Origin of the sequence: Xylanibacter muris (genome assembly GCF_013166605.1) — a bacterium.
Lineage (GTDB): Bacteria > Bacteroidota > Bacteroidia > Bacteroidales > Bacteroidaceae > Prevotella > Prevotella muris.
This window is the reverse complement of sequence record NZ_JABKKF010000002.1, coordinates 399450-412425: the sequence shown is the minus strand read 5'-3', so window position 1 is coordinate 412425 and position 12976 is coordinate 399450. Positions and strand designations below refer to the sequence as shown.

Genomic DNA, 12976 nt, shown 5'->3' with positions numbered 1-12976 from the left:
CCATTCATTGAGCATGAATAGCATGTTCATCGGAAGAGAATTTTACATTCACCAAAAATGTAAATAGATTTCAAAAAAATTACGGCAACCGGATATTTTTCAGTAAATTAACATTTCATTTTAACATCAGGCATCTAACAGCATTCATATATGCCCGATAAGAACTCACTCTCCGGACACGATGAGGCGATAAACATACTCGCACATCATCCTTATATCCTCATCTGAAATATCTTTGGAAAACATCACGGAAAAATCCGCGTCCTTCACACCCGAATATATATCAACCAGAAGACTTTCCCGAGACTTGCCTCTGTTTTCCGACTCTATGCATTTCACAAAATTACCGGCCGCCGCCACTATGTCGCCTTCCGCCCACAGACAATAGGCATATCCGCGATAGTGGGCCGCAGTGGCCGTTGACGACTGTATAAGCTCCGCAAGAATGGATTTGGCACTGCCATATTCACCCTGCCCGATAAGGGTCACAGCAAGCGTTTCCTTTATAAGGGCGTTGCCGGGATGCTCATAGTCTATACGGAAAAGCAACGGACGGGCCTCATCATAATTGCCAAGCTTCACCATGCACATGCAATAACACAGCGTATATTTGGCATTATCGGGATACATCTCCATAAGCCTGGAATAAACAGGAACCGCCTTGTCGTACAATTCAAGTTTAAGACAACACTTTCCGTATCCGTACAAGGCCCTTGCGTCATCAGGATTGGAATCAAGCACATTGGCATAATATTCCAAGGCGCTGCCGTTCATATACGCTGACGCGGTATTGACGCTCTCCCTCAGATACATTCCGGCCAAAAGCATGTTATAGTCAAAATCTCTATCGCTGACACCAATGCCTAAAAGCATCTTCTCCGCAACATTAAAAGTGCCGGAAAAACGCGACAGAAACGTGCAAACCTCTACAAAACGTCTTCTGACAGCCTCACAGTCAAAAACCGGAGATGCGAGAAACACATGCTTCTCGGTAAGCTGCTCATCTTTAACATTAAACGGGTTATCCGGCAACTCGCTTCTGTTTGAATACAAACGGAAGAAACGCATAAGGTCCTGAAGATATAACCTCCTTATACGTATCGGTGATTCGGTATCGAGACCATCTGTGGCTCCCGGCATTCCCAAAGCCATGCCTAATGCTTCCGGTCTGTTGAGCATCTCACGCATATTCTCAGGTATGCGGTCCATCATCTGGGTGACAACAATGGCAAACGAATACCTGTCGCTGTTGCAAAATACATTGGCTTTAAGGATATTATCCAAAAATGCGGAATTGCCCTTCAAGGCAGAACGGTACTGCCACAGGTCGGGATGCCCTAAGTTGAAAGGCATAAGCCAGTTGCTCATTCTCGAGAAAAACGGAAAACGCTTCATCTGTGAGAATCCTCCGAAATAAATATCTGAGCCGGCTTTCTCCATATCCTTCATACGGTTTATCTGAGCCTCAAGCTGTTCGATCTTTCCCTCACCCTGATTCGGATTCAATATATCGGCAAGCGGATCAGCGTCATTCTCCTTTATTCCGCCAAGTGTAATGCTCATGTCGCTGTTCTTCAACAGACCAGGCATTATTTCCTCGTTGATTGTCCTTGCATCTTTATCGGCATTAAAAGTATATATCAGCTGTTTCTGCAAATCCACAAGCTCGTCAGCCACACCGCTTTCCCCCATTATGGACCTCATTGAGCCAAGAGCATCGGGATATACAGACATTGCGCCGCGACATCCTCCGCAACACAACGCCCACCCCACCAGTGCACGCTGACGCACATACTCATCGGTGCTGCGACGATAGACTTCTGTGAGAAGAATAACCTTCTTTACGTCAAACACCCTCATACAGGCAAGTGTGACAGCCGATACCACAAGCTGCTGGTCAGCACTGTCTACAGTAGGTGAAAGCAACATGGCGGTATACGCCTCTGCAGTATGCGGCGTCCATTGTCCGGAGGTGTATACATAACAGAAAAGATCGTCCATGGCCTGATAATGGCTCTGCATTACGGCATGCATCCTCTCCTCGCGCACATGAGCCGGCTCAAGCTCGAGCAACGCCATGTCTGACACATAATCTTCCATCATCACCCTCAAAGAATCGGCCGACCAGTCGCGAGCACCGCTCCTCAGTCTCTTGCTCATAGTGGTGAGGAAAGAAGATTTTCTTATCATAAAGCTTCCTGAAAGGTCAAGCAGCATGGTATAGAAGCGCGAAATGAGACTTTCCAAACGTCTGCCGGAATCATCATCCTTATATCCGCGGCTCCAATATTCGAGCATCAGATAATATTCTTCACGCAAAGGACGCAGGCTATTATCTATGCCAAGCTCGGGATAGGCAAGACTCATATTCTCCAGCTCATGGATAACTCCTGCCAGATTTCCGCCATGTGTCATCTCCAATAGTCCGGAGAAATCATATTCTGCACTCATAATAAGGAATGGGAATTAATCTTTATAGTTTTCTTTTATCCACGCGGAAGCACGGGCGATGTCCTCCGTGCGCGGTTCTGATATATGTCTGAACTTTATATCTTCGGGGATTTTCCCTACAACAGACTCGTCTACATTACAGTATTTGTGTATCAAAGCCTTATAATGTCCTATTCCCTTGCCGTTGATTGAATCTACAGCCATATTGTATGCTCTGACAAACACATCCTTCTGCTTCTTCCTGCGGTCATTATCAAACACACCGGACCTGAAGGCTATCACCCCGAAGGAGAATCCGAGCTTACGCGTATCCGCCAGCACACCATGCCGATGCATACGTGCCACAGAGGCCTGAGGCTCAGGAAGCACGGCCGCATCCATTTCGTTGTTGACAAGCATCTTCAGCCGCAACCCGACATCATTAATCTGTATACGGAACACCCTTTCCGGCTTCAGGCCGGCACTGTCGACGGCATACCATGCCATAAAGTCAGTGGCGGCATGACGCGCCATTGCCACCATCTTATCATCAAGTTGCTTCAATCGCCTGATTCTTGAATTGAAGTTGGAAATAATCTGCCAACAGGCATTTGTGGAGGTTACATAAACAAGAGACGTGCCATGTATCTTCATCCATTCGCCCCTTACAAGGTCTGTCACGGCACCTTCCACACGTCCCTTCTCAAGTTCCGTATCGCAGTCCATCTGCGCGTTATAATGCTTAAGACGTATATCGGCTCCAAGACGTTCAAAGAGTCCGCTGCTCTTTGCTACAAACAGAGGAAGACAGTCGAAGGTGGGAGTTACGGCTATTTTCATCGCGGCGGAATCCTCTTTCATAAGTTTCAAACGTTCTTGCCTGGACAGTCTTTTTTTCTCCTGATAAGAATCGCCGCAGGCGGAAAAAAACACAATGACAATGAAAATATAAAAAAGATTTCTCATCCGTGTAAATGCTCTCTTGTTGAAATTTAGAAAGGCGGCAAGCGTAATCATTACACAAGTCGCCTTTCAAGCTATTATTAATGTGCGATATTAGCCTTTATCACGCTGCAAAATTAATAAAATATTTCGTAATCACGAAAAATATCTGTACTTTTGTAATATACAATACAAAAAAACAGCAATGGCAAAAGATAAAACAGCATACGTGTGTGATTATTGCGGACAGGAATCGGCAAAATGGATCGGTAAATGTCCAAACTGCGGACAGTGGAACACTTTCAAGGAGATAAAGATATCCTCTGACACCGGCACACATGCGGCACGTTCTGCCGCCACAAGCGTGAGAACAGCCTCAGGACACGGCAACCGCCCGTTGTCTCTACGCGAGATAAGCGCAAAGAACGAACCGCGCATCGACATGCACGACAACGAACTGAACAGGGTTTTGGGCGGAGGTCTCGTGCCTGGCTCCATCGTTCTGCTTGGAGGTGAGCCGGGCATAGGAAAAAGCACGCTCACGCTACAGACAATACTGAACATGCCTGAACGTACAATACTGTATGTCAGCGGTGAGGAGAGCGCCCACCAACTGAAAATGCGTGCCGAACGTATAAAGCAGAACGACAATGACAACATACGCATATTGTGCGAGACATCTCTCGATAATATCTTCACACATATAAAAGATGTGAAACCGGATATTATTATCATAGACTCCATACAGACCATATCCACCGAAAGCGTGGAGACAAGCCCCGGCAGCGTCACCCAGGTAAGGGAATGCGCCTCTGCCCTTCTGAGGTTTGCAAAGACAAGCGGGATACCGGTAATACTTATAGGACATATTAATAAGGAGGGAACAATAGCCGGCCCGAAGATTCTCGAGCATATCGTAGATACGGTGATACAGTTTGAGGGTGACCAGCATTATATGTACCGAATTTTGCGGAGCATGAAAAACAGGTTTGGAAGCACCTCGGAACTGGGTATTTACGAAATGCAGCAATCCGGACTCAGACAGGTCAGCAACCCTTCCGAACTGCTGCTCAGTCAGGAACACGAGGGTCTCAGCGGCATCGCCATAAGCTCTGCGGTCGAGGGTGTGAGGCCGTTTCTCGTGGAAACACAGGCTCTTGTGTCAAGCGCAGCCTACGGCACCCCGCAACGCAGCGCGACAGGATTCGACCAGCGCAGGCTGAACATGCTGCTTGCCGTGCTTGAGAAGCGTGTGGGATTCAAGCTCATACAAAAGGACGTGTTCATAAACATTGCCGGAGGACTGAGGGTTACAGACCTTGCCATGGACCTTAGCGTAATAGCAGCGGTATTGTCAAGCAATGTCGACACGGCAATCGAGGCAGGATGGTGTATGGCCGGAGAGGTGGGCCTCAGCGGGGAGGTAAGGCCGGTAAACCGTATCGAGCAACGCGTTGCCGAGGCCGAGAAACTCGGATTCACACACATGATTATACCAAAGTATAACCTCCAGAGCCTCAACAGGAAAAAATACAACATCGAACTTATTCCCGTACGCAAAGTGGAAGAGGCTCTCAGAGCCTTATTCGGATAACGACATACGCCCTACCCCAAATCATCATGACACGCATAGAAAAAGAACAACATATCATCGAACTGATGATAAGACTATACTGTCACCACAAACTCAACACCGACACTCTGCCAGAAGAATATGCCTTGCTGCTCGAATATGCCAGACAACGGCTCGCCGGCTGCCGTTTCGGTGAGCAAAAGACTTCGTGCAGGAAGTGCCCCATACACTGCTACTCAAAAGAAAAGCGTACCCTCATGAGAACCGTCATGCGATGGTGCGGCCCAAGAATGATTCTCTATCATCCGATAATCACCCTGCGGCATTACTTGGAAAAGTAACCGCATCTATATCAATAAACACTTAAGAAAGCTACTACATCAATTAAAAACATTTGAGACAATGAGAGATTTTAAGAATTTTATCGCAGTATTTTTATTGTCGGCAACGGGCATGACATATTCGTATGGTCAACTGAGAACACCGAAAATAATATCATCCGACATGGTGCTACAGCAAAACATGAATGTGCCGATATGGGGACATGCCACACCAGGAGAACGAATAACCGTCACTTTCAACGGTCAAAAGATATGCACAAAAACAGCAAAGGACAGCACATGGAGCATAAAGCTAAAACCAATGAGAGCCGACGCCACTCCAAAGACAATGAGAATTAAAGGCAAAAAGGAAAACCTGACATACACCAATATTGTTGTAGGCGAAGTATGGATTGCCTCAGGACAATCAAACATGGAATATTCGATGAGAAGGCACAAGGCTTTCGTTGCACCTAAAAAAGGAAAGGACCTTGCAATAGAGGAAATGGCAAAGCCGGCAAATAACATGATCAGAGTATATGTATCGTCAGCAAAAAAACAAAGGACATGGGCTGAGGCAAGCGGAGAAAGCCTGCCCAACGTGTCTGCCGTCGGCTATTACTTTATAAAATCACTTCAAGACAGTCTGAAAGTGCCGGTCGGCATTATCACGGCAGCATTAGGTGGAACAAGAATTGAGACATGGACACCCGAAGAAGAATATTTCAACTCACCGGATTTTTCTGAAGAGATAAAAAAGAAAGGACGGATTGACGGTAGTGGAGCCGGAGAAAGATACCGGATATTCATATCTCCGTTGATTCCTTTCGCTGTAAGGGGATGTCTGTGGTATCAAGGCGAAAACAACTGCGGAATCGGAGACGAAAGGTATGCAGCCAAATACAAACTGATGGTGGACAGATGGAGAAAGGATTTCATGAACAGCGAAATGCCGTTCTATTCCGTACTACTTGCCCCACACATCTATTCAAACCGGCTCCACAGGAACGGAACACCGCAAACAGCCGAAAGTCTGCCGCTTTTCAGAGAGGAACAGAAAAAGGCGACATCCATAATTCCTCATACTGAATATGTGTCGATAACAGATCTCGTAGACGACATCAACGACATACATCCTTCGTATAAATGGACTGTAGGACAACGCCTTGCAGATGTGGCACTGGCAAAAACATACGGACACAAAAACATTGAATACTCTGGTCCGAGAGCAGAAAAAGCGGTAAGAGAAGGAAATAAACTTATCGTAAGTTTCTCGCATACGACCGGAGGACTGACAACAAACGACAACATGCGTCTGAGGTGGTTTGAAGTGGCCGGAAAGAACGGAGTCTACCATCCGGCCGTGGCCGACATAGACAGCAATTCATCTGTAAAAGTATATAGCAAGTTCGTTCCTAATCCGAAATATGTACGTATGGGATGGCATGAAACTGCTGAGCCGAACCTCACAAACGGGAAAGGACTTCCGGTAGTACCTTTTGCGACAATCGCTGCCGAATAACAATAACCTTTATTTTCCTTTCATATTACCATTCAACCTTAACCATAAAAAAACAGGAAAGACCGTTCATATAAAAGAACATGTCTTTCCTGTTTTTATACCAATAAACTTTATATCACATCATTACTCTTTATCAAGAAGAATATTCATCATCTCAACAGCAGCCTTAGCCACAGAGGTACCCGGGCCGAAGATAGCGGCAACACCTGCCTGATACAGGAAGTCGTAATCCTGAGCAGGGATGACACCACCGGCAATCACCATGATATCCTCACGGCCGGCCTTCTTCAATTCTTCAATGAGCTGCGGAACAAGCGTCTTATGACCTGCAGCCAAGGAAGATACGCCCACAACGTGTACATCGTTCTCAACTGCCTCACGCGCTGCCTCTGCCGGAGTCTGGAACAACGGTCCCATATCTACGTCAAAGCCACAGTCAGCATAACCTGTAGCAACCACCTTGGCACCGCGGTCATGTCCGTCCTGACCCATCTTTGCAACAAAGATACGCGGACGACGGCCTTCTTTCTTTGCAAACTCTTCTGTAAGCTGACATGCCAGCTCGAAGTCTTTATCGTTTTTGCTTTCTGATGAATACACGCCTGATATTGTTCTGATTACTGCTTTATAACGGCCGACGATTTCCTCGCAGGCATCACTTATCTCACCAAGTGTACAACGCAACTTGGCACACTCAATGGCATGTGCCAAAAGGTTACCCTCACCCGTACGCACACATTCTGTCAAAGCATACAATGCCTTGCGGCAAGCCTCTTCGTCACGTGAACCGCGGACCTTGGCCAGGCTTTCCTCCTGTTGCTTGCGCACCGCAGTGTTGTCTACTTCAAGAATATCGATAGGATCCTCATGCTCAAGGCGATACTTGTTGGTACCTACGATTGTCTGTATACCACTGTCTATACGGGCTTGAGTACGTGCGGCAGCCTCTTCGATGCGCATCTTAGGAACTCCGGTTTCAATAGCCTTGGCCATACCGCCAAGCTTCTCGATTTCCTGAATATGCTCCCATGCCTTATGAACCAGTTCGTTAGTAAGAGTCTCAACATAATAAGAGCCTGCCCATGGATCGATATGCTTGCATACCTTTGTCTCATTCTGGATATAAATCTGAGTATTACGGGCAATACGGGCAGAGAAATCCGTTGGCAAGGCAATAGCCTCGTCAAGAGCATTTGTATGCAATGACTGTGTATGGCCAAGAACGGCTGCCATAGCCTCGATGCATGTACGGCCAACGTTATTGAACGGATCCTGCTCTGTGAGTGACCAACCTGAAGTCTGGGAGTGTGTACGCAATGCCAATGACTTAGGATTCTTGGCACCGAAACTCTTCACAATCTTTGCCCACAACAGACGGCCGGCACGCATCTTTGCTATTTCCATAAAATGGTTAACACCAATAGCCCAGAAGAAAGACAGACGTGGAGCAAATGCATCAATGTCAATACCTGCATTAACACCTGCACGTATATAGTCCATACCGTCGGCAAGCGTATATGCCAACTCAATATCGGCTGTAGCGCCCGCTTCCTGCATGTGATAGCCGGAAATTGAGATTGAGTTGAACTTCGGCATGTTCTGTGAGGTATACTCAAATATATCAGCAATAATCTTCATTGAGAATGCTGGCGGATATATATAAGTATTACGTACCATGAACTCCTTGAGGATGTCATTCTGGATTGTACCTGCCATCTCCTCCAACTTGGCTCCCTGTTCCAGTCCTGCCACAATATAGAAGGCAAGAATAGGCAAAACAGCGCCATTCATTGTCATAGACACAGACATCTTGTTCAGAGGAATACCATCGAAAAGCACCTTCATGTTCTCCTCATTACATATAGACACACCTGCTTTTCCTACATCACCCACCACACGCTCATTGTCTGGGTCATAACCGCGGTGAGTAGGCAGGTCGAATGCAACAGAAAGACCTTTCTGTCCTGATGCGAGATTACGGCGATAAAACGCATTACTTTCCTCGGCAGTGGAGAATCCGGCATACTGACGTATGGTCCACGGACGGAAAGGATACATCATTGAATACGGGCCACGAAGGAACGGAGGAATACCGGCTGTATAGTCAAGGTGCTCCATACCCTCGAGATCCTCCTTTGTATAAACAGGCTTTACCTCAATATGCTCCGGGGTCTTCCAGTTAGGAGCAATACCGTTAGCCTTCTGCCAGTCTGCACCATCAGCAGCCTTTATACCGGCATAGATATCTATTTCATTAAAATTCTTTCTCATAAACCTTATTACTTTTAAACGTAAATTTTATCTACGCCTTAAATTCCTAACTTTGCATTATACTCTTTCAGTGTTTCCAGAACATTGCACTTGACATGCACGAAGTTCTCGATACCGGCAGCCTTAAGCTCTTCCATACAGGCAGGAGCACCTGCAACGATAAACAACGCCCTGCCGTCAAGATACTTGAATGCAGGAACAGCGTACTCCGCATACTCATCGTCGCTTGAACATAGCACGACAACATCTGCACCGGCCTTCAATGCCGCGTCAACACCTTCTTCTACTGTCTCAAATCCAAGATTATCAATTATCCTGTAACCCGCACATGCAAGGAAGTTTGAAGAGAACTGCGCACGTGCCTGACGCCATGCAAGATTTCCTATTGTCAGCATAAATGCCACAGGTGTCTTGCCGCTCTTCTCTGTCTGCAGACGCAATGCCTCGAAATCAGCAGCAAGACGTGTTGTTTGAATTGTCTTGAATGCCGCCTCGTGGTGGTGGTTGCAAGAACAAGAACAACCCACAGGCTCTTTACCGTCAGAGATTTCCGTAAAGTTGGGGAACTGGTTTGTTCCAAGAATAAATTCCTTACGTTTTGCCGCATCGGCATGACGTTTGTCGTTTGTGCTGTTTATATCATCCTGCACTGTCCCGGCCTTTACAGCCTCAAGGAATCCGCCCTCGTTCTCTATCTTAAGGAACAGTTTCCATGCCGCATCGGCAAGTGAATGAGTAAGCTCTTCGATGAAGTAAGAACCGGCAGACGGATCGACAACCTTGTCGAAATGACTCTCTTCCTTAAGCAGCAACTGCTGGTTACGGGCTATACGCTCTGAGAATTCCATCGGTGTCTCATACACAGCATCAAACGGAGTAACAACTATAGAATGTACACCTGCCAATGCCGCACTCATTGTCTCTGTTTGAGTACGCAACAAGTTTACGTAGCTGTCAAACATTGTCTGGTTATATGTTGTTGTCTGGGCGTTTACAATCATCTTGCATGCACAATCGCATTTGGGACCATACTGCTTAACGATTTCCGCCCAAAGCAAACGGGCAGCACGGAACTTGGCAATCTCCATGAAATAGTTCTCGCTTATACCCATATAGAACTTTATGCTTCTTGCAGCAAGATCGGTATCAACGCCTGCCTCTACAAGCTGATGCAGATATTCATTACCCCACGCAAGAGCATATCCCAATTCCTGAACAATATAAGCGCCTGAATTATTCAGAGCATCAGAATGAACCATTATACAACGGAAATTAGGATAGTCCTTGAGCTTCTCAACAAGAACAGGAGCATTTGCCAACATCTTGGCAGTATCCTTACCCTTCATGAGCATTTTCTCAATAGGGTCAAAGCCTAATCCGCCGACAATTTTTTCCTTATCATAACCCTGCTTTTCGAAATAAGAGGTAAGAATATCAGCCAGCTCCAAAGCATGACAAGGACATGTGCGGAAACTAACCTCCACAATATCACATCGGATATCTTTGAGCAGTGTCTCTACCGTCTCTACACTTACCATATCGCCCGGAAAACGGAATCCAAGCGAATCGACACCCTTATTAAGGATATCAAGAGCTTTCGCGTTTGCCTCAGACGGATTATCCACTACCAAATTCTGACGCACATACCACGTGTTATCGCTTTTCTTGTTTCCACGCACAAACGGGAACTCTCCAGGAAGCGCATCCGGGGTTTTCAGTTTCAGAACATCTTCTCTACGATAGAAAGGCTGTACGTTAAAACCTTCGTTAGTTCTCCATACCAACTTTTTGTTGAAATCAGCACCTTTAAGATCCACCTGAATCTTGTCTAACCACTCTTGAGTTGACGGAGCGCTGAACTCGGTAAAGAGTTTCTCTCTGTTGTTTGACATAGTTTCCTTTTATTAAAAAATGATATATTCGTTAATATACTTAGACCTGTTTTCATACAAAAGCAAAAATGCCCTGCAATATGCAATACAGCTGATATAAAGAGATATAAACAGCATATATATTCACCGTGCAAAGGTAAATGAAAAAAACATATTATGCGAGAAAGTTTTAATCTTTTTATAACCTAATTGTGAAAAATTCAAAAACAATTCATTTATCCAAAAATATCTGCACAAAAATTCCCTAATGAGCAATATTTTGTCTAATTTTGCACTCCATAAAAATGTATAATTAATTATTATGGATTGGCTTATTAAACTGTTCACGACCACGGATTCCATAGCTCACATAGCCATGCTGTATGCTATTGTGATTGCCGTCGGCGTACTTTTAGGTAAAATCAAATTCAAGGGAATTGCATTAGGTGTCACGTTTGTCCTGTTTGCCGGCATTGTGGCAGGACATGTGGGATTCACGGGACCGACAAACATTCTCACTTTCATTCAGGATTTCGGACTTATTCTATTCGTATTCATGATAGGACTTCAGGTTGGCCCGGGATTCTTTGAAAGTTTCCGAAAAGGAGGTGTAACGCTGAATCTTCTTTCTACTGCAACCATCATGCTGAATATCGCAGTAATGTTCGCATGTTATTACATCTTTTTCGATACCAGTAACAAATTCAACCTACCCATGATGGTAGGAACTTTATATGGAGCGGTAACAAACACTCCCGGACTTGGTGCTGCCAATGAGGCTTTGACAAGTGTATTCACAGAGGGTGACTTGCCGCAAATAGCGTCCGGATATGCATGTGCTTACCCTCTTGGCGTAGTAGGCATCATAGGCGCGACGATCATTGTAAGTTATATATGTCGCGTGAAATTCAATGAGGAGGACAAGAAACTTGAAGAAGAGGCAGGAGACAATACACACCTTAAGCCTCATAATATGCATCTGAAAGTGACAAACTCTTATCTTGCCGGACGTACAATCATGCAAATACACGATTTTCTCAACAGGGACTTTGTATGTACACGTCTACTGCATGACGGCCATGTCACAATACCGAACAAGGATACAATACTGAACTTAGGCGATTTGCTCTTCATTGTATGCACAGAAGCTGACGCGGAAGCTATCATTGCATTTATAGGTCCGGAAGTCGAGGTTGCATGGGAAGAGCAAGATGAGCCGATGGTTTCAAGGCGTATCCTCATCACACGCCCTTCAATAAACGGAAAAACACTCGGACAGATGCACTTCTCGTCCGTACACAGAGTGAATGTCACACGTGTGACACGTCAGGGTATGGACTTATTCGCTAGTCCCAGCCTTGCATTGCAAGTAGGCGACAAAGTAATGGTTGTAGGTAAAGAGAATAATGTAAACCATGTGGCCGGAGTTCTTGGAAACTCCGTGAAAAGACTCGACGCCCCAAACATAGCAACAATATTTATCGGCATCTTTGTCGGTATATTGTTCGGCAGCTTGCCATTTGCCGTTCCGGGAATGCCTGTTCCGATGAAACTCGGAATTGCCGGAGGTCCCTTAATCATAGCCATCCTTATCGGCAGGTTCGGCTACAAGGTCCACCTGGTTACATATACTACAACGAGCGCAAACCTTATGCTTAGAGAAATCGGGCTGGTGCTTTTCCTTGCCAGTGTCGGAATAAAAGCCGGTGCAGGATTTTGGGAAACGGTTGTACAAGGTGATGGCTTGAAATTTGTAGGGACAGGATTCCTTATCACAATCATACCTATTTTAATTATCGGTACAATTGCCAGAATGAAATATAAATTCAATTACTATACTATCATGGGTATGCTTGCCGGTACATATACAGATCCCCCTGCATTAGCATACGCCAACCAACAATGTTCAAAGGAAGCACCAGCCGTAGGGTACTCCACTGTATATCCGTTAAGCATGTTCCTTAGAATACTTACAGCCCAGCTCATCATACTTCTGTGTTGCGGTTAAGACTGAATTTATTTGAAGAACATTATATTTTATAGAATT

General features: G+C 45.6%; 8 protein-coding genes. 4 read left to right on the top strand and 4 right to left on the bottom strand.

Going from position 1 to position 12976, the window contains the following annotated elements; translation table 11 throughout:
• Nucleotides 1-165: 165 nt before the first annotated feature.
• Nucleotides 166-2451: a tetratricopeptide repeat protein gene (locus HPS56_RS03705; protein WP_172274015.1), complete on the bottom strand. Its 2286-nt coding sequence runs from the start codon at nucleotides 2449-2451 to the stop codon at nucleotides 166-168.
• 15 nt (nucleotides 2452-2466) lie between these two features.
• On the bottom strand, nucleotides 2467-3291 hold the full coding sequence (locus HPS56_RS03700; RefSeq protein ID WP_253952374.1) for an ABC transporter substrate-binding protein: 825 nt from the start codon (nucleotides 3289-3291) through the stop codon (nucleotides 2467-2469).
• 286 nt (nucleotides 3292-3577) lie between these two features.
• Between HPS56_RS03700 and radA the strand changes: the two genes are divergently transcribed.
• From radA to HPS56_RS03685, 3 genes are all read left to right on the top strand, one after another.
• On the top strand, nucleotides 3578-4966 hold the full coding sequence (radA, locus tag HPS56_RS03695; RefSeq protein ID WP_172274009.1) for a DNA repair protein RadA: 1389 nt from the start codon (nucleotides 3578-3580) through the stop codon (nucleotides 4964-4966).
• Between the two features lie 26 nt (nucleotides 4967-4992).
• Nucleotides 4993-5286: a nitrous oxide-stimulated promoter family protein gene (locus tag HPS56_RS03690; protein ID WP_172274006.1), complete on the top strand. Its 294-nt coding sequence runs from the start codon at nucleotides 4993-4995 to the stop codon at nucleotides 5284-5286.
• Between the two features lie 61 nt (nucleotides 5287-5347).
• Complete coding sequence (locus HPS56_RS03685) at nucleotides 5348-6787, top strand: sialate O-acetylesterase (RefSeq protein WP_172274003.1); 1440 nt, start codon at nucleotides 5348-5350, stop codon at nucleotides 6785-6787.
• 123 nt (nucleotides 6788-6910) lie between these two features.
• Here HPS56_RS03685 and scpA read toward each other — a convergent pair whose 3' ends face one another.
• Together scpA and mutA are read right to left on the bottom strand one after the other, a co-directional pair.
• On the bottom strand, nucleotides 6911-9058 hold the full coding sequence (gene scpA, locus HPS56_RS03680) for a methylmalonyl-CoA mutase (protein ID WP_172274000.1): 2148 nt from the start codon (nucleotides 9056-9058) through the stop codon (nucleotides 6911-6913).
• Between the two features lie 38 nt (nucleotides 9059-9096).
• Nucleotides 9097-10950, bottom strand: coding sequence for a methylmalonyl-CoA mutase small subunit (gene mutA, locus HPS56_RS03675; RefSeq protein WP_172273997.1), 1854 nt, complete (start codon nucleotides 10948-10950; stop codon nucleotides 9097-9099).
• 301 nt (nucleotides 10951-11251) lie between these two features.
• Between mutA and HPS56_RS03670 the strand changes: the two genes are divergently transcribed.
• Nucleotides 11252-12937, top strand: coding sequence for a putative transporter (locus HPS56_RS03670; RefSeq protein WP_172273994.1), 1686 nt, complete (start codon nucleotides 11252-11254; stop codon nucleotides 12935-12937).
• The last annotated feature ends 39 nt before the right edge of the window (nucleotides 12938-12976 follow it).